The following is a 26,692-nucleotide window of genomic DNA, read 5'->3' as shown; positions in this document are numbered from 1 at the left end:
TCTTTGTTTGTAAAAGTATTTATGTCAGCGGAACCGAAGCGGCTGCCGGCCTTGAGGTTCTCCGGTTCCCGCTGCCGCCGTGGCCGCTGCCGGAGCTTTTGCCGTTTCCTACGCCGCTGACGTCAAAAGACGCCAAAAATTCCGCATTCGTTTTGCAGTCCCGCAGCTTTTTCAAGAAACCTTCCACGAAATCGGCCGATTCATTCATATTTTTGCGGATCGCCCAGATCGTATCCAGTTCTTCCTTCGTCAACAGCACTTCTTCACGACGCGTGCCTGAACGGCGAATATCGATCGCAGGGAAAATGCGGCGCTCCGCCAATTTGCGGTCCAAATGCAACTCCATGTTCCCCGTTCCTTTAAATTCCTCGTAGATGATGTCGTCCATCCGCGAACCGGTGTCGATCAGCGCCGTCGCCAAAATGGTCAGGCTGCCGCCTTCCTCGACATTCCGGGCCGAGCCGAAAAAGCGCTTGGGACGATGGAATGCCGCCGGATCGATACCGCCGCTCAGCGTGCGTCCCGATGGCGGAATGACCAGGTTGTAGGCGCGCGCCAAACGGGTGATGCTGTCCATCAAAATAACGACATCCTTCTTATGCTCCACCAGCCGAAGGGCACGCTCAAGCACAAGCTCCGCCACCTTGATGTGATTCTCCGGCAGTTCGTCAAACGTGGAAGCAACCACTTCTCCTTTAACGGAACGCTGCATGTCCGTCACTTCTTCGGGACGTTCGTCGATGAGCAGTACAAACAGTTCGATTTCGGGATTGTTGGTAGAGATGCTGTTGGCAATTTCCTTTAAGAGGAGCGTTTTACCTGCTTTCGGAGGTGCGACGATCAACCCGCGCTGTCCCAAACCGACGGGAGCGAGCAAGTCCATAATCCGTGTAGACAAATGGTTAGGGGATGTTTCAAGCGCGAGCTTTTTTTGCGGATAAAGAGGTGTAAGCGCAGGGAAGTGAAGCCGTTCCGCGGCCGTTTCCGGATTCTCTCCATTGACTGCATTAACCTGCAGCAAACCGAAGTATCGTTCGTTTTCTTTAGGCGCACGGCATTTCCCTGAAACCAGGTCTCCCGTTCTGAGATCAAATTTGCGGATTTGCGAGGCCGAAATGTAAATATCCTCGGTGCTCGGCAAATAGTTGATCGGTCTGAGGAAGCCGTACCCTTCCGGGAGGATTTCCAAAACCCCCTCCATGAACATGAGTCCGCTATGCTCTGCCTGTGCCCTCAAAATGGCAAAAATCAGCTCTTTTTTCTTCAGCTGGCCGTAATACGGGATCTGATACTTTTTGGCAAGCTTATACAGATCGGTCAGCTTCATTTCTTCCAAATCGGCAATTTGCAAATCCATGTAATAACCACCTATTCAATTTTATAAGTCCTGTGGGTCCGAATGCTGTTTCTAGCAGTCTATGAAAATCCTTATTAGGATAGCATTACCCAAATGGGAAGGAGATATGCAGTTTGCTTCAAAAATCGTTTTCCTTAATGATTCGTGAAGATCCGCGTAATCCCCTTCCGCAAAATGATTATTCCTTTTCGCGCCATACGTCGGCGCCCAGCAGCCGAAGATTCGTTACCAAATGATCGTAGCCCCGGTCGATGAATTCAACCCCGGTGACTTCCGTAACGCCTTCTTCGACCGTCAGGCCGGCGATGACCAGCGCGGCTCCGGCCCGAAGGTCCGTCGCCTTTACTTTGGCCGCGTTCAGGCGGCTTCGCTCGATGATCGCCGAACGGCCCTCCACCCGGATTTTCGCGCCCATGCGAACGAGCTCCGGCACATGCTTGAACCGGTTGCTGTAGACAAAATCGCTCAGCACGCTAACGCCTTCGGCCTGCGTCAGCAAGCTGGTCATCGGGGATTGTAAATCCGTAGCAAATCCTGGATAAATCAGTGCTTTCACATCCACATGCCCATAGTTCGGACGGCCGATGACGCGGATGCTTTCATCCAGCTCCTCGATTTGTACGCCCATCTCGATCAGCTTGGCCGTCAGCGCTTCAAGATGCTTGGGAATAATATTGTCGATAAGTACATCCCCGCGGGTGGCGGCTGCGGCAATCATGTACGTGCCCGCTTGAATCCGGTCCGGGATAATGGAATGGCGGCAGCCGCGAAGCTCGGAAACGCCCTCGATGCGAATGGTTTCCGTTCCCGCTCCTTTGATGACGGCGCCCATGGAATTAAGAAGCGTTGCTACATCTATAATCTCAGGCTCTTTGGCCGCATTTTCGATAATTGTGGAGCCTTTGGCTTTGGCAGCCGCCAGCATAATGTTAATCGTCGCACCCACGCTGGATACGTCCAAATAAATTTTGGCGCCCTTCAGCTCTTTGGCATGAAGGTGTATCGCGCCATGTTCATTGGTCACGGTTGCGCCCAATGCTTCAAATCCTTTGATGTGCTGATCGATCGGGCGAGGTTCGAAGTTGCAGCCCCCGGGAAGACCGATGACCGCTTCTTTGAAACGGCCAAGCATAGCTCCCATCATGTAATAAGAAGCTCTTAATTTTTTGACGGGGCCGTTTGGCATTGGAATCGATTTGATATCGGAAGGGTCGATCTTCATCTGGCTTTCCTTCCACGACACTTTCGCACCCAGCTCCTCCAATATCTCGGCATATACAGCCACGTCGCTAAGAAGCGGCAAATTGTCGAGCACGACCTCGGACTCGGCCAAAATCGCGGCAGGAATCAGGGCAATGGCGCTGTTTTTGGCCCCGCTGATCGACACGGCGCCATGAAGTGGGCGTCCACCACTTATCATCAATTTTTCCATACGTTTCAGGTTCCCCCCACTTACTTCGCAGCAGCAAAATCGTTGGTGTTAATTTTGGCGGATGAAATGGAAAAACACCGGCTAAGCGGTGTGCTCTCCATTCCAACCTATTCAATTGGACAACCCCTGCGCAGGGGCTGCCCATGTTCTTATCAAACAACACGTAAGCTCTCTTGTGCGGCAAAGCACAGAAACAACGAAACGCCGTTTTTACGCTTTGTTGTTGGAGCCGAATTCGCGGATCTTGCCGATGACGGTTGCTTTGATCGCATCGCGTCCAGGCACGATGTATTTACGAGGATCATAAACGTCCGGTTTTGCGGCAAGCACTTCACGGACGGCTTTTGTAAATTCAATTTGGTTTTCGGTGTTGACGTTAATCTTGGATGTGCCCAAAGAGATGGCTTTTTGGATGTCATGCGTCGGAATGCCCGTGCCGCCATGAAGGACGAGCGGGATTTGCGTCGCGTTTTTGATTTCTTCCATTTCCTTGAATCCAAGGTTCGGTTCGCCATGGTAAGGCCCGTGGACGGAACCAAGCGCAGGAGCAAGCGTATCGATGCCTGTTTCTTTGACGATGCGGACGCATTCTTCCAGCTTGGCATACATGATGCCGCCGACAACATCGTCTTCTTGTCCGCCGACCGTACCTACTTCAGCTTCGACGGAAACGCCTTTGGCATGCGCATATTCAACCACTTTTTTCGTCGTTTCGATGTTGTGGTCGATCGGGCTGTGGGAATCGTCGATCATGACGGACGTAAATCCGGCATCGATCGCTTCCTTACATTTTTCAAAGCTGGAGCCATGGTCCAGGTGAATCGCTACAGGTACCGTAATTTTCAGGTCATGGATAAGGCCTTCGACCATCTTCACTACCGTATAGAAACCGCTCATGTGACGGGCAGCGCCTTCCGATACGCCGAGAATCACGGGAGATTTCTCCTCTTCAGCAGCGAGAAGGATCGCCTGAGTCCATTCGAGGTTGTTGATGTTGAATTGACCTACCGCGTATTTCCCTTCCAGCGCCTTGTTTAACATGTCTGTCATCGATACCAATGGCATGGTTTCAATCCTCCTAAAGTCATCGTTTTGTCTATGGTTTAAAGCCGACTTCTCTTATTCGGGATTATTATACCACATCATGTTACAAATGCTAAACAAGCATTTGAAAATAACCCGTACCCCTTGATAGACGAAGGCAAAAAAAGAATTCTGCCTAAGCAGAATCCTCTCCCGTTACCCGGATTGAACAGGATTGTGTTTCAGCTGCATGTTTACCGCAACCCGCATTTCATCGATGTCGAACGGCTTGGTAAAATGCATCAAAGCTCCCAGCTCGGTCGCTTCCTTGATCATGTCGAGCTCGCCGTAGGCGGTCATCATGATCACTTTGATGGCGGGGTTCATTTCCTTGATATGCTTCAAAATTTCCAGTCCGTCCATCCCCGGGATTTTCATGTCGAGCAACACCAGATCGGGCGCATCGTTTTCTACGATCTCCAGCGCGATCTTGCCGTTCGCCGCCTGATACGTCGTATAACCTTCGCTGTTGAACACTTCCATTAATAAAATGCGTATTCCGTTCTGGTCATCGACAATCAACACTTTCTTCTTGTCCACTTTTGGCAAACCTCCCAACATCAGCCTGACCCTGCCTATCTACAATTCCCATCGATTTCCTAAATTAGCACGCCATATATCCAGTTTATGTTATTCGCCCTCTGGTTACGAATTCCTGCCTCTGCGCAAAAATGAAAAAAGGACCTGTAAAGGTCCGTTTTTTCAAATGGCGGATTATATCGTTTTATGCGCAATCGATGCTTTGACGAATTCGCGGAACAACGGCTGCGGACGGTTCGGGCGGGAAGTGAATTCCGGATGGAATTGCACGGCCAAAAACCACGGATGGTCCGGAAGTTCCACGATTTCGACCAAGCGGCCGTCCGGGGAGGTGCCGGAAATGCGCAGGCCTGCTTTTTCGATCGCTTCGCGGTATTGGTTGTTGAATTCGTAACGGTGACGGTGTCTTTCGTACACGAGCTCGTCATTGTAGCAGTTCATCGCCAGGGAACCCTCGGCGAGCTTGCACGGATACAGGCCAAGGCGCATCGTGCCGCCCAGATCCTCGATATCCTTTTGCTCCGGCAAAAGGTCGATGACCGGATACGGCGTAGCCGGGTTGATTTCCGAGCTGTTGGCGTCATCCATGCCCAGCACGGAGCGCGCATATTCGATAACCGATACCTGCATGCCGAGGCAGATGCCGAAGAACGGAATTTGCTTCTCGCGCGCATAACGAATGGCGGAAACTTTCCCTTCGATGCCGCGGTCTCCGAATCCGCCCGGAACGAGAATGCCGCCTATTCCGCCCAACAGTTCTTCCACGTTCTGGTCGGTGACTTCTTCCGCGTTGACCCAACGGATTTTGACGTCGGAGTTTGCTTCAAAACCGGCATGGGAGAGCGATTCGACCACGCTCAAATAAGCGTCGTGAAGAGCGACGTATTTGCCGACGATTGCGATTTCCACCGTTTTTTCCAGCTTGTTGATCCGGTCGACGAGGCTTTCCCATTCGGTCATGTCCGGTTTCGGCGTCGTCAGCTTCAAGTAGTTGACCACGATTTCGTCCAAACCTTCGTCGCGCAAATTCAGCGGAACTTCGTACAACGTGGACGCATCGCGGCACTCCACGACCGCGCTTTCGTCGATATCGCAGAAGAGGGCGATTTTGGCCTTCATGTCGGCGGACAATTCATGCTCGGTGCGGCAAACGATGACGTTCGGCTGGATCCCGATGCTGCGGAGCTCCTTCACGCTGTGCTGGGTCGGCTTCGTTTTCACTTCGCCGGCAGCTTTAATGTAAGGAATCAGCGTCACATGGATGTACATGACGTTTTCGCGTCCGATTTCGCTTTTGATTTGACGGATGGCTTCCAGGAACGGCAAGCTTTCAATGTCGCCTACCGTACCGCCGATTTCCGTAATAACGACGTCCGATCCCGCTTCGCGGCCGGCGCGGAATACGCGTTCTTTGATTTCATTCGTAATATGAGGAATAACCTGCACGGTACCGCCCAAGTATTCGCCGCGGCGTTCCTTGCTGATAACGGAAGAATATACTTTGCCTGTCGTGACGTTGCTGTTCTTGGACAGGTTGATGTCGATAAAACGCTCATAGTGCCCCAAATCGAGGTCCGTCTCGGCTCCGTCGTCGGTGACGAACACTTCACCGTGCTGGTACGGACTCATGGTTCCCGGATCCACGTTCAAATAAGGATCGAATTTCTGGATCGTAACCTTTAATCCTCTGTTTTTCAGCAGTCTGCCCAGAGAAGCCGCAGTAATCCCTTTACCCAGGGATGACACAACCCCGCCCGTCACAAAAATGTACTTTGTCACTATAAAAACCCTCCTATTAAAGTTCCAGTAAATTCAGGCGACATATGATGTTTAGCGTAACCCTTTTTCATGATTTCCACCCGAAAAACGGCCGCGCCGGGAATATTGCCTTTACCGTCCGCTTGAACAACAATGCGCCATTTGAAATCAAATGGCACAGTGAGGTAATCCGGCATCTATATAGAGTGAACTTTTAACGAGCGAGTCCATTCTATGGAAGCAAAACAGCTTAAAACGCGGCCCGTTTTGCCTCTTAAAAACAAAAAAAGTGACACCCGTAGGACGGGGCACTTTTTATTATTTTACGCATATTTGAATCTCAATCATAAGCCCATGCAATAGTTTACTCGTTGCCTTGTCCCCTGTCAAGAGAGAATGGCAAACGGATTAATATTTATCGTCGTCTTCCGACTCGTCGCCCAGATCCTCATCCTCTTCTTCGAGGTCTTCGTCTTCATCTTCCAGCTCTTCGTCTTCGATGATGCCTTCGTCCTCAAGGTCGTCGTCGGAATCGTCGTCGGAGTAAATATCGTCATGATCTTCGTCAATGCGGTCGAAATCTTCGTCGCTGTCGTCCGGACTGAAGCTGTCGTCCTCATCGACGAATTCGTCGTCCTCATCCTCGTCGTCGTCATCGTTAATGATGCGCGGACGTTTCGAGCTCGAGATCGGATCCTCCGAACGGTCGATCGGATACCAGCGTTTCAGCCCCCAAAGGTTGGTGCCAACGCATGCAAATCGGCCGTCGATGTTAATTTCTGTATATAGCTGCGCAACGGTTTCTTTGATTTCTTCTTCCGTCAAGCCGCGAAGCTTGGCAACCTCTTTCATCAAGTCGAGGTAATAAAATGGCGTATTCGCTGCCTTCAAAACGGCAAAGGCCAAATCCACCAATGGCATTTCCCTGATTTTTTCAGGGTCCAGCTTTAATTGGAGTGAGTTACTCACTAACGGACACTTCCTCTCACGCAATGTTCAACTTATACGGAAATCTTGAAGTTGTTCAGCCCGTATAACATCCTGCTTTATAACAACATATCCATTATCAAAACTAAGTAAAACCTATTTATAAACAAATTGCAAGTTTTTATCCGGGAATTTCGGGGCTTTGCGTGAATGGAAAAAGGCAGGGTCACCCCTGCCCTTTGACTGTATCCGCCCGGACATGGCTTTCCCTGCCGGGAATTTTGAAAGAGCCCTGAAGTCTCTTCCATTTATTTTATGTCCAGAGGTTTGTTTTGCCATTGAGGGCGGGGCCTATTTACGCAAAAAACGTTTACACTCGTTCCTTTTCCAAAAGATCGCTCCGCACCGACTTGGGTCTCCCCTTCCACCGACAAGCTTCGGACGATTTTCGCAAAAAATTATCGATTCTTATGAGCAAACAAGGGCAAGTTCCCACTCGAAGCGGCGCCCTCCCACATACAATGCAAAAGCAGGGTTCATTATGAGGGGGACTGCCCAATATGGACTACACCGGATTGATACAGATGCTGCTTGAAGACATGGAGAGTCCCGCACCGTCCGGAGCGAAACGGATCATTACCTTCGCCGATCCCCGGCATTATGATGCATTTGAACTAACATTGCAGGAGTTAAAAGCCCTTCATCCCGATTGGCCAGACCTGCCGACATCCCGTGCGCTTAAAGCGGTTCTGACACCCCTGTCCGGCAGCGCAAAACATCTGGATCCTTATAAAAACGACATTCTGATCGAAGAGGACAGCCTGGTCCAAGTCCATACGCTGGCGAACAAAACCAGCCAAGGCCCGGGCATTCCTTATGGCGTCAAGCAGATCCAGGCCCCCAAAGCCTGGTCCACCTCCACCGGATACCGGATCAAAATCGGCGTCATCGACACCGGCGCGGATTATTATCATCCGGACCTGCGAGGGTCGCTCGCCAAAGGCATCAATCTGCTGAACAGACATATGCTGCCATTCGATGACAACGGGCATGGAACCCATATCGCCGGCACCATCGCTGCCGCCAACAGCACGGAAGGCATGATCGGCGTCGCGCCGAGGGCAACCATTTATCCGGTCAAAGCCTTTGACCATAACGGTTCGGCTTACGTGTCCGACATCATCCAGGGCATCGACTGGTGCATACGAAACCGAATGCACATTATCAACATGAGCTTCGGCATGAAAACACGCAGCAAGGCATTGCTCGAAATTGTCAACAAAGCCTACGTATCCGGCATATCGATCATCGCTTCTTCCGGCAATGACTCGAAGCGGCGCAATATCGACTATCCGGCCAAATATCCGCAAACCATCTCCGTTGGGGCAACCGACCGCCACCGGCGGATCGCCAGCTTCAGCAACAGGGGCGAGTTCATTGACATTTATGCGCCTGGAGACAAAATCATCTCCTCCTGGACTCAAGGGAAATACCATGAGATGAGCGGCACGTCCATGGCCACATCCCATGTAAGCGGGGCGATTGCGCTTTTGCTTGCCCAAAACCCGGATTTAATGCCAGACGAGATCAAAGCGCTGCTGCAGCAAACGGCCACCCCTATCAAAAGCCGTAAAGGTCAACGCCGCCCCGTCGAAGGGCTGGAGGTCAATGCGCTGAAGCTGCTGAAGGAAGGCATGAAGAAAAAAAAGCCCAAACCATAATACGAAATGCCACACCGTTCGTTTTGGCTGAAAGCCAAAAGAGGCTCTATCGATGCAAGTGAGGCATGGATGTCTTGCATCCTAAAAAAGAAGGCTGTCTTCCCGTCCCGTAAACCGGGCTGAGGACAGCCTTCCTTGCTTCATGCCGTTCAGTTTATTTGCCGCTTGCCGCCGGTTCGTAAATCAGGCATCGCAACGTTTTTTCCGGATAACGCAATTCCACGGTATAGGAGCTTCCGCCTTTCATTTCGATGGATACGGCTACAACGCCGCGCTGATCATATACTTGATCTTGTATAATTGTTGATTTTTGAATGGGGCGCGTGTCTCCCTGTTTTTTGACGACAATGGCTTTGGCCGCTTCAATCCAGCTTGGATCTTGTCTGATCTGCTTATTCATGACGGATGTAATCGGCGTTCTTTTATAAGCCGAATTAATAATCGTGGTATCGATCACTGTCCCGCTCAATGCATCAATCATGACATCATACATCATAAAAGCACTTCCGTTTGCTTCCAGTGTGCGGACTTTATAAGGCTGAAAATGGACGAGCCACTCTCCCTTTTGCTCCGGGCCAAATTTATTAAATGCGGCGCTCGCTTCCATTTTGGATATATCGGCATCAAACAGCTTGCTCACGCTTTCGCGGGCCATCGCCAATGCCTCTGCTTTTACTATATCTTTCGCACCTGGCTCCTGCCTTTGAAGCCTCTTGGACTGAGCAAAGACAACTCGGTAGGACCAGTCAATAGCCTGCAGCAGCTCTTCGTCAGTCAGCTCTCGGTCAGGGTAAATCCAAATATCTTTCCTTATGTCAAAGTAGAAGCTCGAAACGCCTGGTTTCAGAGGCAGCTTGTTTTGGGGGCGGACGCCGTCATAGACATATCGATCTTCCAACGCTTTTCTCCGATTGATCTCTTGATCGCTCATTTTCCGACTCTCCGCTACCTCTTTGCTGTTGTCGATGTAATTGTATATTTGCTGCATCTCTTCAGCCGTCATCGTGCGTTCCAGCTCATCGTTCACAGTCGAGACAGGGGCTTTCCCTTCTACATTTAACACCGGAACTTTGCTGCTTGCCAGCGTAATTGCAACCGGCTTCTCTTGCGTTGCCGACGCTGCAAACGACTGTTGAACAACGGGTTTGGTTTGCGTTAACGTTGCAATATTCGGGACCGCATACGCGTTGAATGCAAGCAAACCGCCGGAAACGACGCAAAAGGCAAGCGCCGACACAATATTTTTTGTTTTGTTTTTCATCTGCATAACCTCCATTTATGGGCCAGGCCCGGCCAATCCATACTTTAAACCAAGGATGTTATCGAGTAAGGCCTTCGTTGTTATGGAGTTGTAAAAAGATGCGGATACAGGTCCCCTCATTTTCCCGGGATTCGAGGGATAATGGCGCCTGATGCGCCTCGGCTATTTGTTTGCAGATGGATAATCCCAAACCGGCCCCGCCATGTTCCCTCGTGCGGGCCTTGTCTGCCCGGTAAAACGGCTCAAATGCCCGCTGAGCCTGACTTTCGCTCATTCCCTTGCCAAAATCCCGAACTTCCAGCACCGCCGCTGAATCTTGTTTATAAGCCGACAAACGGATTTCGGAGCCTTCCGCCGAAGCATGAATGGCATTGTCGATACAATTGACCAGAAACGACGAAAGCAGGTCTGGATCCCCCCATACGCTCTCTATGGCCTTATGCAGGACAAGCTTTACGCCGGCTTGCTCTAGATTCCCCTGTTCCATCTGCCGGACAGATTGAAACAGCTCATCCACCGATAAACGGATACGTTCTACCGACTGGTGGCGTAAAACGGACAAGTCCAGCAGCTTGAAGGCTAAATTTTTCAAACGGAGCGTCTCGCTCCAGATGTGCCCGCTCGCCGTGATCCGTTCCTCCTCGCTGATATGGGCTGAATTCAAATACTGCGCAAAACCTTGCATGCTTGTCAGAGGGGTGCGCAATTCATGGGCCAGATTATCAACGATACGCTGTTTTTCCTCCGCCATCGCAGAAAGCTCGGTGACGTGCCTTCCGACGGCCTCCGCCATCTGGTTGAAATTTTGCGCAAGTTCCCCGAACTCGTCATTCTTTTTTAATGCTACGCGCTCGTTGTAATTCCCGCCGGCGATCGTTTGGGTCGTCCTGGACAGCTGCCGTAGAGGTTTGGTTAATTGACGGATCAAAATATATAACAAGAAAGCAAGAATCGGACCGGCAATGGCATTAACGTAAACAAAATAACGGTTCAATTCCTTTTGACTGGTGTACAGTTCTTCAATATTCCGTTTATACACCAGCTTCAATTCTTGATACGGAGCAGGCAGCTCGCCCGAGGTTACAATTTCATGAGCATGTTGTTCCTCCGTATTCGTTTGACCTAAGCCTTGCCGCTTCCCGGCCGTTAAAGCCCCGTCATACACAAGCTGTTCCCGATCCCACAATTGCAGGGAAATGTTTTGCTTCAGATAATAATCTGCATAAGAGCGCGCTACATCGAACAATACATCGCCGCTCATGGTCATGCCCCGCGATTTGATCGAGTTTAAATTCTCATAGATGTTGTTGGCGATTAATGCCTGCTCATTGGAAGATCTCTGCATCTCCCTTTCCATATTAAGCCGCCAGCTTTTATGCATAATCATAATGACGCTGACATCGAGGGCCACAATAAACAAAATCAGCACGACCAACAATGTTTTCTGCCAAAATCTCATGGCTCACCCGGCACTTCCAGACGGTATCCAAGCTTGAAGACGGTTTTTATCCGCTCTTCCCATCCCAATTTTTTGCGCAGCTGCCGGATATGGACATCGACCGTGCGGGTTTCCCCTTCATAATCATACCCCCAGGCCAGCTCCAGCAGCTTTTCCCTCGATAACGCAATATTTCGGTTTTGGATCAAAACGTCGAGCAATTCGAATTCCCTTGCCGTCAACTCCACGGCGCAACCAAGTTTATATACCTGCCGCTCCAACGTACGAATCTCGACATCATCGATAATCAATGTGGATTGCTCCTTGGTACTCCGGCGCAGCACCACATTGATTCGGGCCAGCATCTCCAAAATTTCAAAAGGTTTAATAATATAATCATCCGCGCCCAGTTCAAAACCGGTAATACGGTCAGCTAAAGAGTCTTTGGCCGTTATGAATATAACCGGAATATTCAGGCTTCGAATTCGCCTCATCAGTTCGAAGCCGTCCAATTCAGGCAACATCACATCCAATAAAATGAGATCAATTTTCTCCCGCTCTAAAATAGGCGGCACTTCCATTCCGCCGAAAGCCTTAAAAAACTGATGCCCAACCAGCCTCAAATTCATCGTTATCAGGTCATTGATCGGTTTTTCATCTTCCACTACCAATATAGTCGCCACGTTTAAATCCTCCCTTCCCCCTGTATCATTCAAAACGCATTCAAACGAGCGTATTTGGTCGTATTCTACAATAAATGGTATTTTCCTCTATAATTCAACAAGCGGCCCCCATTGTCCGCCAAACAAAAAGCCCTGTCCGCAGGCACTGGATTTCACAAATAATTCCGGCGGCCGGGACAGGGGCTTTTGTATATTTATAGCTTCCTTACCGAAAGTTCAGTCGATCCGCTTCGAAGTGCTTACATTTGTTCCGGCGCGCTAACGCCGACCAGTCTCAGCACGTTGGCAATCACCGTGCGGACGGCTCCAAGCAGGGCAAACCGCGCTTGCGTTTGGGCGGGGTCTTCGGTAATGACGCGCTGCGCTCTGTAATAGCTGTGGAACAAGGACGCAAGATCATACACATAGCGGATCATGCGGTGCGGAGCGTAGTTGGCCGCAGCGACGGCAATCTCCTCGGGGAGCTCGCCGATCTTGCGGAGCAGGTCATATTCATGCTCGGCATTCAGCAGGCTGAGATCCACCTCGGCAAGCGGCAGCAGCGTAATCCCCTGCTCCTCCGCCTGGCGGTAGATGCTGCATATGCGGGCATGCGCATACTGCACGTAGAATACCGGATTTTCGTTGGAGGTCGAAATCGCCAAATCCATGTCAAAATCCAGATGCGAGTCCATGCTGCGCATCGTAAAGAAATAGCGGATCGCGTCGACGCCGACTTCGTCCATCAGATCCTCCATCGTCACCGCTTTGCCGGTACGTTTGGACATTTTTACCTTTTCCCCGTTCTGGAACAGGCTGACCATTTGGGCGATCAATACCGTCAGCTTCTCCGGATCGTAACCGATTGCTTCCATGGCCGCTTTCATCCGCGGAATGTACCCGTGGTGGTCGGCGCCCCAGATGTTGATCAGACGGTCGTAGCCGCGCTCGAATTTGTTGCGGTGATAGGCGATGTCCGGCGTCAAATACGTATAGGTGCCGTCGTTTTTCACCAGCACGCGGTCTTTGTCGTCGCCGTAATCCGTCGTGCGGAGCCAAGTCGCCCCGTCCTGTTCGTATACTTGTCCTTTCGCTTTCAGTTCGTTCAAGGACTCCTCGACCAAACCTCTTTGATACAGCGACGTTTCGCTGAACCATTCGTCGAAATGGACTCTGAACCGGTTCAGGTCGCGTTTGATTTTATCCAGTTCCTTTTCGAGCCCGTAGGTCCGGAAATACGCCGCACGTTCTCCGGGTTCCATGGACAGCAAGGAATCGCCTTTTTCGGCGACCAGCTCCTTGGCAAAACCTTTGATGTCTTCGCCATGGTATCCGTCCTCCGGCATTTCGGCATCCTGGCCAAGCTCCTGGAGGTAACGGGCTTCAATCGATTTGGACAGGTTTTCCACCTGGTTGCCTGCATCATTGATGTAATATTCGCGAGTCACTTCGTAACCGGCAAAATCAAGTACATTGCACAGCGCATCCCCTACGGCCGCGCCCCGCGCATGGCCCAAATGCAGGCTGCCCGTCGGGTTGGCGCTGACGAACTCCACCTGGATTTTTTGTCCTTGTCCGGCGTCAATGCGGCCGTAGTTTTCGCCTTGCTCGTAAACCTGCCGGATGACCGGGTACAAATAGCTTTTGTTCAGCGTGAAGTTGATGAATCCGGGTCCGGCGATATCCGCTTTTTCAATAGAAGCTTTGTTCATGTCGAAATGCTCCAAAATCGCTTCGGCGATCTGGCGCGGGTTCTTTTTCGCGATCCGGGTCAGCTGCATGGCGGCATTCGTAGCCAAGTCTCCGTGCGACTTGTCCTTCGGCACTTCAAGCGCAAACAAAGGCAGCTCCTCGCGGCTGGCGATGCCTGCGGCCACCACCGCGTCGGCAAGCGCCTCGGCCACCAGCTGGTTGATCTGTTCTAATGGGTTGGTTGTCATTGCGTATCCTCCTGTATATGCAAACTAATGTCGAAATGTCCTGTACATTCCTCATGCACGTACAAATCGTACGTCCAGGAAACCGTTCCGGACAATCCGCGGGTCCATGTCATTTTAAGCGAGCTTGTCCGGGTCGAAAGATTAAACGAGGTATACGGGGACCGGTAATATCCAGGCAGCATGGCGCCTTCCTGAAACGTTTGCTCCGATTCCACCGCGCCGTGCCGGATCATTTTCAAGCTGTCCTGGGTGATTTTCAGGAGCGTCCGCGTTTTTTTCCCGTTCAGGTCCGCCTCCGGCTCCTCATATTTGAGATAAAGCGCTCCGCCGCGTTCAAATACTTCGGCCGCCATCTCTTGCAGCACGACGTCCTCGCCCTGCTTGCTTTGCAGACGGATGCGCGCTTTTTTGGCTTCTTGCATTTCGTTACGGCTCCATTCTGTTTCTTCCTATTGTGTTTCTTCCTATTGTAATACTATATCCAGTTCAAGGGTTCAATTCAACAGGAAGAAGCCGCTGCGCCCGAATCCGTACGCTGCGCGCGCCTCCCCATTCAGCTATTATACATCTTTCGCGCTTGCCATTCTTTCCATTCTTTCAGGATTCGGCAAACCCCCGACACAGATGAAAGATGATTCATAAAAGGATTCGGCTTTGGCGATAGCGAAATAGAACTTGTTTATGCATGATATCTACGGTTTTGGCAAACAAAACCTCGGCCATAAGGAGGATTTTTTTGGCGATGTATCAAGACGGCAACTTGCGGATTCGGCCTGTTGCAGAGAAGGATCTGCCCCGTCTATGGGAGCTATCCGTAAAAGAAGAAGCGCCGGAGTGGAAAAAATGGGATGCCCCATATTACGAGCATAAGGCCGTCCCCTTTGAAACATATGCGGCCAATAAGGAAAACCTGGTAGACCAGGACAGTTTTTGGGCTATCGAGGCGGACGGGGAACTGATCGGAACGGTCAGCTACTATTGGGAGCACAAACCTTCCTACTGGCTGGAAATGGGCATCGTCATTTATCACCCATCCTACTGGAGCGGAGGTTACGGGACCCGTGCCCTTACGCTGTGGATCGACAGGCTGTTCGAAACGCTCCCCTTGGTCCGCGTGGGGTTTACTACCTGGTCGGGCAACCACCGGATGATCCGGGTCGGCGAAAAGCTGGGTTTTACGATGGAAGCGAGGCTGCGGAAATGCAGGCTGTATAACGGGGTCTTTTACGATTCGATCCGGATGGGGATGCTCCGCGAGGAATGGGAAGAAGTAAAAAGCAAACGAAAAGGATAGGCCGCTTGCGGTCTATCCTTTTGACCATGTTTTACGGTTGAAGCGCCTCTTGAAAAGCAAATTTGCGGTTCCAAGTTGCCCCGCCGTCATGCGTGGAATAAATGGAGGATTTGGTGGCGCTGGTGACGGCCAGCCACCCGTCTTTACCGTTTGCAAAGGAGATGCGCGCGTCGTATCCGTTGATTGACGGCTTCAGGTTTTTCCACGTCTTTCCGCCGTTATAGGTAACGCCGACCGATACCATGCCTCCGGCCGGGGAACCTCCCGCCAAAATGGCGGTTTCTTTGCCGTAAAGCTGCATGTTGCCCGGATGCCCGCCAGGCTGAGCCGGACCGCTTGAAACCACCGCTTTACCGGTTCCCGGAGCCGGCCCGCCGCCGGCCGTGTTTTGCGCGATCACCCGCTTCCAGTGAGCCCCCTGGTCCGTGCTTCCGTATAAAGCATACGATACCTGGGACATGCCCGAATCCCCGTAAAGAACCGCCCATACTTGGTTATCCCGGCTGTAGAGTTGGCCGCCGGCCGTGGATGAGGCGCCGACCTTCAGCTTCTCGCCCCAACTGTGGCCGCCGTTCCGGGTCTGCCAAACACGGTATCCTCCTCCAGGGGCTAACGTCAGCGCATAGCCGGTTTTGGCATCATTAAAGATAGCATACCGCGTATTTGCCGGGGTCGGCACCTTCGCCCAGCTGTTTCCGCCGTCGTTCGTTCGATACGCGCCGGCGGCCGTATAACCGTAACCCGACTTGGCTCCCATCAATTGAATCCGTTCAAAATGAAGATTGCCGGTATAAACGCCTTTCCAATGGGCGCCGCCATCCGCCGATGCAAGCAAAACGGGCGTTTGCTTCGCCGGCAGCACAGCTAAAGCCCAGCCGCGGACGTTGTCCGTAAAATCAATCTGTTCGAATTGCCACGACCCTTTGTAAATTTCCTGCCAGTGGCATCCGGCGTCCGACGTGCCGATGATGAAGCCCGTCCCGGCCGCCCGTCCCGTGCTCTGGCTCAGAAATTGGATATCCGTAAAACGAAGCGGTTCCCGTCCCGCTCCCGTGTCCTGCAGCTGCAAATCCTGCAACAGGCCATGATCGCCGCTGCCGCAGGGAGCCGGCGTTTGCTGGGCCGCTGCCGCCGCTTTCGGGGATGGCCCCCAGCCCATCGGCAACACCAACAAAAATGCCGCTGCGGCAGCCGAAACAGGCTTGATCCATTTGTGCAATCTCATGAACAACACCTCCGTATATTGAACTTACCCGTTCATTCCCCGAATTACACGGTTCATCCCAATATATACACTCTCGCGCGAACACCTGCAGACCGCTTGTGGCCGAAGTTCGCAAGTTTCCTTGCCTGAGGGTACAAAAAAGCATCTTCCCTGGGTAAGTCCGGAATGAATCTTTCCCGGCACCTTACGGAAGATGCTTTGATTTAGGTTTGAATCCTTATTTTACGAATCCGAGCAGCATTTCGCGGATGAGCTTGGCGGCCACGATTTGCGTTTGTTCGGAATGATCGTATATAGGCGCCACTTCCACCAGGTCGCAGCCGACCACGTTCACGTCGGAACGGGCGATGAGGTGCACCGCCTCCAGAAGCTCTTTGGAGGTGATGCCCCCCGCTTCAGCGGTACCGGTGCCCGGAGCCGCCGACGGATCAAGCACGTCGATGTCGATCGTTACGTATACCGGGCGCTTGCCCATCTTCGGCAGCGCTTCTTTCAGCGGAGCGGCTACGTCAAACGGGTGGAAATTGATGTTCTCGCGTCCGAATTTGAATTCCTCGCGCGATCCGGAGCGGATGCCGAATTGGTAAATGTTTTTCCCGCCCATCAGGGCAGCGGCCTTGCGGACCGGCGTGGAATGCGAAAGCGGCTCGCCTTCGTATTGTTCGCGCAGGTCGGCATGCGCGTCGATATGGATCAGGATCAGGTCCGGATACTTTTTGTACATTTGCTCGATGACCGGCCAGGTGACGAGATGCTCGCCGCCGAGACCGATCGGGAATTTGCCGTCGTCAAGCAGCTTGCCTACGTATTCGCGGATGATGTCGAGGCTGCGCGATGCATTGCCGAAAGGCAGCAGCAGGTCGCCCGCGTCAAAATAGGTGATGTCTTCGATGCTTTTGTCCAAATACGGACTGTATTCTTCAAGGCCAACCGATGCCTGGCGGATATGGGCGGGACCGAACCTCGAACCCGGGCGGAAGCTCACCGTATAATCCATCGGCATGCCGTAAATGACAGCCTTGGAATTTTCATAATCCTCGGAGCTGAGGATAAACACGTTGCCGGAATATGCTTGATCAAGTTTCATCGTTCTTTTGGTGCCTCCTTATTTCGTCAAGTCTTCCACGAATTTGGGCAGCACGAATGCCGCCTTATGAAGACGAGGTGTGTAATATTTGGTGTCCATTTCCGGAATGTCCGCTTCGTCGACTTCAAGCGGGTCGTATTTTTTGCTGCCCATCGTAAACGTCCACAGGCCGCTCGGATACGTAGGGATGTTTGCGCCGTACACGCGCACGATCGGGAAAATCTCTTTCACGTCGCGGTTTACTTTTTGGATCAGGTCGGCTTTGAACCAAGGGTTGTCCGTTTGGGCCACGAAAATGCCGTCGTCTTTCAACGCTTCGTAGATGCCTTGGTAGAATCCGCGCTCGAACAGCGGCGCAGCCGGACCTACAGGTTCCGTGGAGTCGACCATGATGACGTCGTATTCGTTTTTGTGCTCATGGATGTGCATGAAGCCGTCGTTCACGTGCACTTCCACCCGTGGATCGTCCAGCTTGCCGGCGATGGAAGGGAGGTATTTTTTCGAATATTCGATGACCTTGCCGTCGATGTCCACGAGCACCGCTTTTTCCACTTCCGGATGTTTGATGATTTCGCGGATGACGCCGCCGTCGCCGCCGCCGACGACCAGCACGTGTTTCGGATTCGGGTGGGTGTTCAGCACAGGATGGGCCACCATTTCATGGTACACGAACTCATCCTTTTCGGTTGTCATGACCATGCCGTCCAGCAAAAGCATATTTCCAAACTCTTCAGTCTCCACCATGGCCAGATCCTGAAAATCGGTTTTTTCGTTTACATACGTTTGTTTGATTTTAGCTGTAATCCCGAAAGCGGGGGTCTGCTTTTCCGTAAACCACAATTCCATCGACATTACCTTCTTTCCTCTAGAATAGAGGGGATTTCGCTTCCGTTTATTCCTTCGCCCGGAGCTTTTCGGTCCAGCTGAATCCCCGCTTCGTTCATTGTACCAAACTATGGATTCTTTAACACATCCTTTGAATTATACGTGATTGGCGAAATGGCTGTAAAGACACAGTTATTCTTCATTTTCGGAGCGGTACCGGCCCCGGAAAAAGAACCTTTCATCCCCGTCTATTCTTTGCCTGTTTCCGGCCTGATTATGAACGCATGATGAATATCCCCGCCCCTCCTTTCCCATAATGAGTGTATAAAAATGGAAGGGAAGAAAACGCCATGCCGCAGCAACATCACTCCAAGCCCAGACGCAAAAGCCGGTTTGCCGCGTTGATCAAGCTGATGCTGGCCGCCGTCGCGGCCATTCTCCTTAGCGTAGCCATCCTGCTTGGGTTTTTGTACCAAAAAAGCCTTCCCGTCGCCGACACCGACCGCAACTCCCGCCTTCTGGACAGCCAGGGCAACATTATGTCCACCTTTTCGGCAAGCGGCCGGAGCTATGAACCCGTCCCGCTGGAGCGGATCTCCCCATTGCTCGTCAAGGCGACGCTCGCCGTCGAGGATCGGAAATTTTACGAGCATATCGGGTTTGACATCAAAGGCATGGGCCGGGCCATCCTCGTCAATCTCAAGGAAATGGACCGGGCTCAGGGAGCCAGTACGCTGACACAGCAGCTTGCCCGCAACCTGTATCTCAATCATGCCAAAACCTGGACCCGGAAAATCAGGGAAGCGATGTATACCGCCCAGCTGGAGATGAAATACAGCAAAAACGAGATTCTGCAAATGTACTTGAACGAAATTTATTACGGACATGGGGCGTACGGCATCGAAGCCGCTTCGCAATTGTATTTCGGCAAATCCGCCTCCGAACTGGACTTGGCCGAAAGCGCAATGCTGGCCGGGATCCCGAAGGGTCCAACCTATTATTCGCCTTATAACCATTTGGACCATGCGAAGAAACGCCAGCAAGTCGTGCTCGGCACGATGGTCGAAACCGGGCAAATATCGCAGCAGGAGGCGGAAGAAGCCGCCGCGGAAAGGATTCGCTTGAAGCCTATCGGCCAGCAGCAAGCCCGCGTGACCGCTCCCTTTTTCCGCGATTATATCCGAAACCTCGTAACCAGCCAGCTTGGCATCAGCGAAGAGCAGCTGGATCACGGCGGATTAAACATCTACACGACGCTGGATCCCCATGCGCAGGCGGCGGCCGAAGAGGCCGTGGCCCAAGGCATGGACCCGCAAAGCGAGCTGGAGACGGGCCTTGTGGCGATCGATCCGCGCACCGGTTACGTCAAGGCGATGGTCGGAGGGAAAAACTATAAGACGAGCCAGTTTAATCACGCGCTCGCCAAAACGCGTCAGCCCGGTTCCGCCTTTAAACCGATCATGTATTTGACGGCGTTGTCCTCGAAAACGATGACCGGTCTCAGCACGTTTAACAGCGAACCTACCCTGTTCCATTATGACCATAACCGGAAAACGTATCAGCCAAGCAATTTCGGCGGCAAATATTTGGGAGAAATCAACATGCAGGAAGCGATCGCCGCTTCGGATAACATCTATGCGGTCAATACGCTCCTGAAGGTCGGGGCGGACAACGTCATCGCGATGGCCAAAAAGCTCGGGATCGTCAGCCCGCTGAGGCCGGTTCCTTCCCTTGCGCTTGGCACCTCGCCCGTCAGTCCGTTCGAGATGGCTTCCGCTTTCGCCGTCATCGGCAACGGAGGCAAACGGATGCCGCCCGTCGCGGTGCTGAAAATTACGGACGCGGCCGGCGAGGTGCTTTACCAAGCTCCGGAAAACGGCGGCGAGCAGGTGGTCGACCCGGCAGCGGCATACGTTCTTACGCATTTGATGGAGAGCGTATTCGAATCCGGGGGTACCGGCAGCCGTATCTCTTCCCTTATCAAACGGCCCGTCGCCGGCAAAACCGGCACGACCGATACCGACGCCTGGATGGTCGGTTATACGCCGGAGCTGGCCACCGCCGTCTGGGTGGGCTACGACAAAGGACGGAATATTACCACGCTGGACGGTCACCGCGCAGCGCCGATTTTTGCCCGGTTCACGGAAAAAGCGCTGGAAAACGTGCCGCCGAAAATTTTCAACATTCCGAGCGGCGTCGCTGCCGTCTATGTCGATCGGGAAACGGGCAAGCTGGCCACTGCCGGTTGCACGGACAAAAAACTGGAAGTGTTTATCGCCGGCACGGAGCCGACCGAATATTGCGCCGATCACGGCGGAGACACGGAGCAGCAATCTGCGTCCGAGCGAAGCGCTCCTGGAAAACGCTCATGGTGGAAAACCATTAAACGCTGGTTTACCGATTAACGAGATGCGAGAAAATGGCCCCTTTTCCGGTCGGCGACCTCCCGGACTTGCGGGCCTTTTTTCTTCTGGATTGCGCAAGCTTCTGCATGATACAGTAGAAGCAACGCCCAATGGAAAAAATTTCATAACACGTTGAATCATAACCGTACATAGAGGAGATTTTGAATGGTTAAAAAAATGCTGTGGATTGTCGGCGGTGTCGTGCTGGCCGCTTTATTGCTCGCCGGCGGGTTTTTGTTGTATGTGACCGTGACCGACTATAGGCCGGGCAAAACCGAACCGATCACCGTCGCAAACAATCCGGACAGGGTTCTGGAAACGGGGAATGCCTTTACCGTCACGACCTTTAATATCGGGTACGCCGGCCTTGACCGTGATCAGGACTTCTTTATGGACGGCGGGACCGGATCGGGTTCGAGAAGCAAAAAGCAAACGGAGCTGAATTTGAGGGGCATGGGGACGTTTTTGAGCGGCAACCGCTCCGACTTCATTTTTATCCAGGAAGTAGACGTCAATTCAACGCGCAGTTATCGCCTTAATGAGGCCGAGGCGCTGAAGGAGTACCTCCCGAACTACAGCTTCTCCTATGCGGACAATTACAAGGTGCCCTGGGTTCCCGTGCCTGTCTTCCATCCGATGGGCCATGCGCGCGGCGGGCTGTTGACGCTTGCCAAATACAAAAGCAGCGGCGCGACGCGGTATGATCTTCCCGGCAAGGAAAAATGGCCAAAGCAGCAGTTCGACCTCGACCGGGCATTCATCGAAAGCCGGATCCCCGTGAACAATGGCAAGGAACTGATTCTGGCGAATCTTCATTTGTCGGCGTTCGATCAGGGCGGAAGCATCCGAAAGCAGCAGCTTCAGTTCATGAAGGAATATATGAAAAAGGAAGCGGAGAAAGGAAATTACGTCATCCTCGGAGGCGACTGGAACCACTCGCTGCCCGGAACCGACCCCAAAGCGTTCAAAACGACCCAATCCTGGCCGGAGTGGCTGCAGCCTTTTCCGGAAAACGTTCTGCCGGAGGGCTTTCATTGGGCCGTGGACAAAACCGTCCCGTCGGTCCGGACGGTCGACGTTCCTTTTAAGGAAGGGATCAATTTCCGCGCGGTCATTGACGGATTTTTGGTTTCGCCGAATGTCGACATCCTTAAGGTGGAGGGCCATGACCTGAAGCATGAACATAGCGACCACAATCCGGTGACGGCCGAGTTTGTATTAAAATAAGCACAAGGAGGCCTTTGAAGGCATGCATAACTCTAGACTAATCTCTCCTTCGCTGCTGGGGCGGACGGCGCTTGAAGCCGCCCCGCTCCTGCTTGGCCAAACGCTCGTGCGCGTGACGGAGGACGGTGAAGTCCGCTGCCGCATCGTTGAAACGGAAAGTTACGGCGGGGCGGAAGACCGGGGCAGCCACGCTTTCGGCAACCGGCGCACCGCCAGGACGGAGGTCATGTTTGCCGCAGGCGGCGTCGCTTACGTCTATTTGATCTACGGCATGTATTCCTGTCTCAACGTGGTCGTCGGCGATCCCGATGATCCGCAGGCGGTGCTGATTCGCGCCGTGGAACCGCTAAGCGACAAGGATGCAGAGCTGATGCTTGCTTACCGCGGCGAGTTTTCAGGAAAAAAGGCCAACCTGTGCAACGGTCCCGGCAAGCTGTGCCGCGCGCTGCGCATCGACAGAAGCCTGAACGGCTATCCGTTAAACAGGGGCGACGGCATGCTTCGCCTGGAAGCCGGGGACCCGGTGGACGAGCTGCCGATCGTGCAATGTCCAAGAATCAACATCGATTACGCCGGCGAATATGCTCTAAAACCTTGGCGTTATTATATCGAAGGGAATCCTTACGTTTCCGTTAAGGACAAGCAGCCGACCCCCTGGAAGCAGGCATAGCTTGCCTTGAGGCATCCATCGAAAAAAGTGCACACCTTCTTTTATAATGGAGGGCGACCTGCCGGAGATGGCCAGACTATCCGGCAAAAAAACGAAAGGGTCCGCTCCGGCGCTCGTTAACCCAACAAGCGGCGGGCAGACCCTTTATTTCGTTTGATCGAAAGAAATATGCGTTTAAACATCAAGCGCTTGCTTAAGTTCCTCCGGCGATCTCTCCCACCATTCCTCGTTATGGGATACCAGCAAATCCTTCAGCAGCTTTTTATCCTCCGTACTCAGTTCACTGAGCATAAACTTTCGTTTCAAAGCGGCATCCATCCGGTTGACGTGATCGGCGAGAATTTTCCAGCCTTTGCGGGCTTCTTCATCGATCCACATTTCGCTTGCGGTTGCGCCGGCGTAATATTGCCCTATCTCGTCGCGGTCGACCGCCACCCAAACAATCCACACCTGGCGGCCGTTCGGCACATCCTCACGATTGGTCGAAAAGCGGATGCGGCGTTCCGGCTTGCTCTTGGCATGCATGGCGCCGATATCGATCGTGGCCACGCCGCGGTCAATGACAACCGGAGAAATGTTGTTCAAGTCGATGGAGCCCGCGCCAAAACCGATTTTATGCTTGCTCTTGCCGCTGACGATATTCAGTGCAATCTGTTTCTTGCCTACTTGCTCCTTGTTTTCCACGTTTCGCGTGCCTCCTATTGGAAAACGCGCTGTCCGGATTTTCCAAACAGGCGTCCTGCTTTCTATGCCTAGTTTCATGCAACATAATTTTATTTTAACTAATAATCGCTGGAAAGCCAACATATACATGCTGTAGATGCTTGTCAACGGGAGGTATTCGTATATGGCTCCAGCACGCGCCAAAATCGTTGTTTCGTCTATCATTGCCCTCTGTCTTTTGCTTGCGGGAACAGGGGCGCTCCTACTTCGGGATACGCCGGAATCGCAGCCTTCCTATGCTCCGGATCAGGCCAAGCCTCCCACTCCGATCGTCCAGCAGGAGAGCGTACAAAAGCCGACCGCCGAAATTCTCAGCAAGCGGGTGGTGGAATACCATATCGACACGACGCTCGATACCGAAAATCGCATCATCAAAGGAACCGAGACGCTGACCTGGACCCATCCCGGCAATAAAACGGTCAACGAGCTGTACTTTCACCTGTATCCCAACGCCTTCTCTTCGATGGACTCCACGTTTATGAAAGAATCCGGTGGAAAGCTCCGGAATGATGCCATGCCTCCGGACGGCTTCGGATCGATGGAAATCACCGAGATGAAAACCGCCGAAGGCCTTTCCCTGATGCATCGCATGCAATATGTCCAGCCCGATGACGGCAACGTCAAGGACAAGACCCTCGTCAAGGTGCGGCTTCCGAAGCCGGTCAAGGGCGGCGAAAGCATTACGCTCAGCATCCGCTTTGAGGTCAAGCTTCCGAAAATATTCGCCCGGATGGGCATCGCAGGCGACGATTTTGTCATGGCCGGCCAATGGTTCCCGAAAATCAGCGTCTACGAGCCTGCCGGTACCAGAGGACGCCAAACGGAAGGATGGAACCTGCATCAGTATCACGGCAATTCCGAGTTCTACGCCGATTTCGGCATCTACAGCGTCCGCATTCACGTGCCGAGCGACTATATCGTTGCCGCCACCGGCTTCCCCGTACAGTCGGCCCAGGTTCGGGGCAAAGAGAAAATTTATCAGTTTTACGCCGACGACGTTCATGATTTTGCCTGGTCGGCATCGCCGAACTTTGTCGTCGCCGAAGAGCCGTTTTCTTCTCCCGAGGTTCCGGGCGTGCGGATCAAGCTTTATTTAGACCCGGCCCATAAAGACTTGAAGGAAAGATATTTCTTTGCCGCCAAAGCCGCGCTCAAATATTTCAGCAAATGGTACGGCCGCTATCCTTACTCTACCCTCTCCATTGTCGTGCCGCCGGAATCGGGTAACGGCGCGGGAGGTATGGAGTACCCGACGCTGATCACCGCCTTCGGGGCCAAGGACGATTCGCCGGGCTACGATCTGGAGCGGACCGTCATTCATGAGATCGGGCACCAGTATTTTTACGGCATGCTGGCGAGCAACGAGTTCGAGGAAGCCTGGCTGGATGAAGGATTTACTTCCTATGCCGAAGATAAACTGATGGAGCAGGAATACGGCGTCATTCCGAATCTGCCTGTACAGGCATCCCTGATCGCCTCTCCGATGCCGCTGACGCAGGAAGCGTGGAAATACGGCTCGCAGGATCAATATGCCCTGAACGTTTATTATCGCGGCAAGCTTTTGCTTAAGGCGATGGAGCAGCAGGTCGGTACGCAGACGATGAGCAAAATTATGGGCACCTACGCTAAAAAGTACCGGTTCAAGCACCCGACAACCGCCGATTTTCAAAAGGTGGTCGAGCAGGTGACCAAGCGGTCCTGGCAAACCTTTTTCGACCAGTACGTGTACGGCAGCCAGATGGCCGACTTCGCGGTCGACTCCATCTCCGTCCGCAAAAAGGACGCCGCTTCCGGCACGGTTTACGAATCGACCGTCAAGGTATCGAAAAAAGGCGGCGACTATGCGCAGGTCCCGGTTCAATTCGTCTTTACGGACGGGCATACGCTGAACAAGGTATGGAACGGTTCGGGGGAGAGCGTCGAGTTCAAGCTGGAGTACAAAGCGCCCCTCGCCTGGGCCATGGTCGATCCGAATTATTCGATCGTGATCGAAAACAGGCATATCAACAACTATTTGAAGGCGGATATGGACAGGAAGGTTCTGATCCGCTGGAACGTAAGCATCACCAAGCTGATTGAGACTCTGCTTGGAAGTCTGTCCTGGTGAGGTGAGAATCGGTGAAATCCCATATTGCTCATGGCTGGAAAAGTCTTAAGAATCAATTTTATATCGTCATCATTCTCTTTTTATACCAGCTGATCTGGGGCTACTTCCTGTACAGGCTGGTCCATTCGGCCGTCACCCCGCTGCTGATGCGTTATCCCGACCCGCAGCCCAACGAGCTGGGCCAGCTGCTTTATTACATCGAGGGCAAGATGAGCCTTTCGACGAGCGGCACCGTGCATATGTACATGTGGATTTTGCTTGCGATGTTCGCATTGCGCATGCTGCTGACCCCTTTTATCCATGCGGGGATATTTTACGGGCTGCACCGCGAACGCGAAGGCGAAGTCGGGCTGTTTTTCTTTCAAGGCATGAAATGTCACGGCAAAACCGTCTTTTTGTTCCATTTGATCGAGTGGCTCCTAATCGCGGCCCCGGCCTACTGGGTGTTACCTAAAGCATATGCCGCGCTTCTGGCAGGCATGCAGCTGCAAACGTCCGGCCTGTCTCTCCTTCCTTGGATTCTCGGATGGCTTCTGTACGGATATATCGTGCATCAATTCATCCTCTTCATGCAGTTCGGCAAGACCGGAGGCGCCGGCTTCCTAATGCCCCTGTGGCATTGCCTGCGCGGGGCGCTGCCGCTGATCGGCGTTTCGCTTGTCCTCGGCTCGACCAGCCTGCTTCTGTTCAGCCTCAGCACGGGAGTTTCCCTGATTTGGGCCGGCATCATCGCACTGATCCTTCAGCAGGGTTACCATCTGGTCAGCTGCATCATGAGATTATGGAGCATTTCGGCCAAGTTTGACCTGTGGTACGCCCAAGCGCATCGGAACGACGAAAAATAATTTGCGAAAGGTAAAATTTTTGTCATCACTTCAACCCTCTGATATAAGAAAAACCCCACCCTTTTTAACCAAAAAGGGTGGGGTTTTGTCGTTTTTAGGTATTAGAACGATTTGCCAAAGGCGCAATCGTCTGTTAAAATAATCCGAGTAAGAAGTTAGTAACAA

The 26,692-nt window shown here is 52.6% G+C and carries 23 protein-coding genes; 7 read left to right on the top strand and 16 right to left on the bottom strand.

Annotated features, from left to right (window positions below):
* Positions 1-19 precede the first annotated feature (19 nt).
* The 7 genes from rho to rpoE all read right to left on the bottom strand — a co-directional run bounded on the left by rho (position 20) and on the right by rpoE (position 7,139).
* A complete protein-coding gene (gene rho / locus GQY55_RS29590; RefSeq protein ID WP_160045510.1) occupies positions 20-1,357 on the bottom strand; it encodes a transcription termination factor Rho in 1,338 nt (445 codons plus the stop codon).
* Positions 1,358-1,535: 178 nt separating this feature from the next.
* On the bottom strand, positions 1,536-2,789 hold the full coding sequence (locus tag GQY55_RS29585; protein WP_160045509.1) for a UDP-N-acetylglucosamine 1-carboxyvinyltransferase: 1,254 nt from the start codon (positions 2,787-2,789) through the stop codon (positions 1,536-1,538).
* A 210-nt stretch (positions 2,790-2,999) separates the two neighbouring features.
* Positions 3,000-3,854 carry a class II fructose-1,6-bisphosphate aldolase gene (gene fba, locus GQY55_RS29580; RefSeq protein WP_160045508.1) on the bottom strand — a complete coding sequence of 285 codons (855 nt, stop codon included), beginning with the start codon at positions 3,852-3,854 and terminating at the stop codon, positions 3,000-3,002.
* 174 nt (positions 3,855-4,028) lie between these two features.
* Positions 4,029-4,412, bottom strand: a complete 384-nt coding sequence (locus GQY55_RS29575; protein ID WP_268895087.1) for a response regulator — start codon at positions 4,410-4,412, stop codon at positions 4,029-4,031.
* A 174-nt stretch (positions 4,413-4,586) separates the two neighbouring features.
* The gene (locus tag GQY55_RS29570; RefSeq protein WP_160045506.1) at positions 4,587-6,191 is read right to left on the bottom strand and encodes a CTP synthase; all 1,605 of its coding nucleotides are present in this window, start codon (positions 6,189-6,191) and stop codon (positions 4,587-4,589) included.
* Positions 6,191-6,367: a hypothetical protein gene (locus tag GQY55_RS31690; RefSeq protein ID WP_236575949.1), complete on the bottom strand. Its 177-nt coding sequence runs from the start codon at positions 6,365-6,367 to the stop codon at positions 6,191-6,193. The genes GQY55_RS29570 and GQY55_RS31690 overlap by 1 nt, the downstream gene beginning before the upstream one ends.
* 211 nt (positions 6,368-6,578) lie before the next feature.
* The gene (gene rpoE, locus GQY55_RS29565; RefSeq protein ID WP_160045505.1) at positions 6,579-7,139 is read right to left on the bottom strand and encodes a DNA-directed RNA polymerase subunit delta; all 561 of its coding nucleotides are present in this window, start codon (positions 7,137-7,139) and stop codon (positions 6,579-6,581) included.
* Between the two features lie 518 nt (positions 7,140-7,657).
* Here rpoE and GQY55_RS29560 point away from each other — a divergent pair.
* On the top strand, positions 7,658-8,818 hold the full coding sequence (locus tag GQY55_RS29560) for a S8 family peptidase (RefSeq protein ID WP_160045504.1): 1,161 nt from the start codon (positions 7,658-7,660) through the stop codon (positions 8,816-8,818).
* A gap of 154 nt (positions 8,819-8,972) precedes the next feature.
* On the opposite strand, the gene GQY55_RS29555 is transcribed toward GQY55_RS29560, so the two are convergent.
* The 5 genes from GQY55_RS29555 to GQY55_RS29535 all read right to left on the bottom strand — a co-directional run bounded on the left by GQY55_RS29555 (position 8,973) and on the right by GQY55_RS29535 (position 14,541).
* Complete coding sequence (locus GQY55_RS29555) at positions 8,973-9,881, bottom strand: replication initiator protein A (RefSeq protein ID WP_236575948.1); 909 nt, start codon at positions 9,879-9,881, stop codon at positions 8,973-8,975.
* A gap of 256 nt (positions 9,882-10,137) precedes the next feature.
* A complete protein-coding gene (locus tag GQY55_RS29550; protein WP_160045502.1) occupies positions 10,138-11,538 on the bottom strand; it encodes a sensor histidine kinase in 1,401 nt (466 codons plus the stop codon).
* On the bottom strand, positions 11,535-12,200 hold the full coding sequence (locus tag GQY55_RS29545; protein ID WP_160045501.1) for a response regulator transcription factor: 666 nt from the start codon (positions 12,198-12,200) through the stop codon (positions 11,535-11,537). The genes GQY55_RS29550 and GQY55_RS29545 overlap by 4 nt, the downstream gene beginning before the upstream one ends.
* 239 nt (positions 12,201-12,439) lie before the next feature.
* Positions 12,440-14,119 (bottom strand): arginine--tRNA ligase, encoded by a 1,680-nt coding sequence (argS, locus tag GQY55_RS29540; RefSeq protein WP_160045500.1) that lies wholly within the window; start codon positions 14,117-14,119, stop codon positions 12,440-12,442.
* The gene (locus tag GQY55_RS29535) at positions 14,116-14,541 is read right to left on the bottom strand and encodes a DUF1934 domain-containing protein (protein ID WP_160045499.1); all 426 of its coding nucleotides are present in this window, start codon (positions 14,539-14,541) and stop codon (positions 14,116-14,118) included. The genes argS and GQY55_RS29535 overlap by 4 nt, the downstream gene beginning before the upstream one ends.
* A gap of 320 nt (positions 14,542-14,861) precedes the next feature.
* Here GQY55_RS29535 and GQY55_RS29530 point away from each other — a divergent pair, with 320 nt between their 5' ends.
* On the top strand, positions 14,862-15,413 hold the full coding sequence (locus GQY55_RS29530; RefSeq protein WP_160045519.1) for a GNAT family N-acetyltransferase: 552 nt from the start codon (positions 14,862-14,864) through the stop codon (positions 15,411-15,413).
* Positions 15,414-15,444: 31 nt separating this feature from the next.
* Here the strand turns inward: GQY55_RS29530 and GQY55_RS29525 are convergent, their stop codons facing one another.
* From GQY55_RS29525 to speE, 3 genes are all read right to left on the bottom strand, one after another.
* On the bottom strand, positions 15,445-16,638 hold the full coding sequence (locus GQY55_RS29525; RefSeq protein ID WP_160045498.1) for a WD40/YVTN/BNR-like repeat-containing protein: 1,194 nt from the start codon (positions 16,636-16,638) through the stop codon (positions 15,445-15,447).
* A 217-nt stretch (positions 16,639-16,855) separates the two neighbouring features.
* Positions 16,856-17,725: an agmatinase gene (speB, locus tag GQY55_RS29520; RefSeq protein ID WP_160045497.1), complete on the bottom strand. Its 870-nt coding sequence runs from the start codon at positions 17,723-17,725 to the stop codon at positions 16,856-16,858.
* 18 nt (positions 17,726-17,743) lie between these two features.
* Entirely contained in the window at positions 17,744-18,571 is an 828-nt protein-coding gene (gene speE / locus GQY55_RS29515) for a polyamine aminopropyltransferase (protein WP_160045496.1), read from the bottom strand.
* 329 nt (positions 18,572-18,900) lie between these two features.
* On the opposite strand from speE, the gene GQY55_RS29510 reads away from it, so the two are divergent.
* The 3 genes from GQY55_RS29510 to GQY55_RS29500 all read left to right on the top strand — a co-directional run bounded on the left by GQY55_RS29510 (position 18,901) and on the right by GQY55_RS29500 (position 22,852).
* On the top strand, positions 18,901-20,955 hold the full coding sequence (locus GQY55_RS29510; RefSeq protein WP_160045495.1) for a transglycosylase domain-containing protein: 2,055 nt from the start codon (positions 18,901-18,903) through the stop codon (positions 20,953-20,955).
* 165 nt (positions 20,956-21,120) lie between these two features.
* Positions 21,121-22,182, top strand: coding sequence for an endonuclease/exonuclease/phosphatase family protein (locus GQY55_RS29505; protein WP_160045494.1), 1,062 nt, complete (start codon positions 21,121-21,123; stop codon positions 22,180-22,182).
* Positions 22,183-22,204: 22 nt separating this feature from the next.
* Entirely contained in the window at positions 22,205-22,852 is a 648-nt protein-coding gene (locus GQY55_RS29500; RefSeq protein ID WP_160045493.1) for a DNA-3-methyladenine glycosylase, read from the top strand.
* Between the two features lie 174 nt (positions 22,853-23,026).
* Here GQY55_RS29500 and GQY55_RS29495 read toward each other — a convergent pair whose 3' ends face one another.
* Positions 23,027-23,536 (bottom strand): YwhD family protein, encoded by a 510-nt coding sequence (locus tag GQY55_RS29495; RefSeq protein WP_236575947.1) that lies wholly within the window; start codon positions 23,534-23,536, stop codon positions 23,027-23,029.
* A gap of 163 nt (positions 23,537-23,699) precedes the next feature.
* On the opposite strand from GQY55_RS29495, the gene GQY55_RS29490 reads away from it, so the two are divergent.
* Together GQY55_RS29490 and GQY55_RS29485 are read left to right on the top strand one after the other, a co-directional pair.
* Positions 23,700-25,682: a M1 family metallopeptidase gene (locus GQY55_RS29490; protein WP_160045491.1), complete on the top strand. Its 1,983-nt coding sequence runs from the start codon at positions 23,700-23,702 to the stop codon at positions 25,680-25,682.
* 11 nt (positions 25,683-25,693) lie between these two features.
* Positions 25,694-26,527, top strand: a complete 834-nt coding sequence (locus tag GQY55_RS29485) for a hypothetical protein (protein WP_160045490.1) — start codon at positions 25,694-25,696, stop codon at positions 26,525-26,527.
* Positions 26,528-26,692 lie beyond the last annotated feature (165 nt).

The organism is Paenibacillus sp. USDA918EY (assembly GCF_009870825.1).
Lineage (GTDB): Bacteria > Bacillota > Bacilli > Paenibacillales > Paenibacillaceae > Paenibacillus_AQ > Paenibacillus_AQ albilobatus.
This window is presented reverse-complemented; position numbering and strand designations above follow the sequence as displayed.

Coding starts and splice junctions, on each gene's coding strand:
- rho (WP_160045510.1), bottom strand. CDS start 1,357: ATGGATTTGCAAATTGCCGATTTGGAAGAAATGAAGCTGACCGATCTG.
- GQY55_RS29585 (WP_160045509.1), bottom strand. CDS start 2,789: ATGGAAAAATTGATGATAAGTGGTGGACGCCCACTTCATGGCGCCGTG.
- fba (WP_160045508.1), bottom strand. CDS start 3,854: ATGCCATTGGTATCGATGACAGACATGTTAAACAAGGCGCTGGAAGGG.
- GQY55_RS31690 (WP_236575949.1), bottom strand. CDS start 6,367: ATGCCGGATTACCTCACTGTGCCATTTGATTTCAAATGGCGCATTGTT.
- GQY55_RS29560 (WP_160045504.1), top strand. CDS start 7,658: ATGGACTACACCGGATTGATACAGATGCTGCTTGAAGACATGGAGAGT.
- GQY55_RS29550 (WP_160045502.1), bottom strand. CDS start 11,538: ATGAGATTTTGGCAGAAAACATTGTTGGTCGTGCTGATTTTGTTTATT.
- argS (WP_160045500.1), bottom strand. CDS start 14,119: ATGACAACCAACCCATTAGAACAGATCAACCAGCTGGTGGCCGAGGCG.
- GQY55_RS29535 (WP_160045499.1), bottom strand. CDS start 14,541: ATGCAAGAAGCCAAAAAAGCGCGCATCCGTCTGCAAAGCAAGCAGGGC.
- GQY55_RS29530 (WP_160045519.1), top strand. CDS start 14,862: ATGTATCAAGACGGCAACTTGCGGATTCGGCCTGTTGCAGAGAAGGAT.
- GQY55_RS29525 (WP_160045498.1), bottom strand. CDS start 16,638: ATGAGATTGCACAAATGGATCAAGCCTGTTTCGGCTGCCGCAGCGGCA.
- speB (WP_160045497.1), bottom strand. CDS start 17,725: ATGAAACTTGATCAAGCATATTCCGGCAACGTGTTTATCCTCAGCTCC.
- speE (WP_160045496.1), bottom strand. CDS start 18,571: ATGGAATTGTGGTTTACGGAAAAGCAGACCCCCGCTTTCGGGATTACA.
- GQY55_RS29510 (WP_160045495.1), top strand. CDS start 18,901: ATGCCGCAGCAACATCACTCCAAGCCCAGACGCAAAAGCCGGTTTGCC.
- GQY55_RS29505 (WP_160045494.1), top strand. CDS start 21,121: ATGGTTAAAAAAATGCTGTGGATTGTCGGCGGTGTCGTGCTGGCCGCT.
- GQY55_RS29500 (WP_160045493.1), top strand. CDS start 22,205: ATGCATAACTCTAGACTAATCTCTCCTTCGCTGCTGGGGCGGACGGCG.
- GQY55_RS29490 (WP_160045491.1), top strand. CDS start 23,700: ATGGCTCCAGCACGCGCCAAAATCGTTGTTTCGTCTATCATTGCCCTC.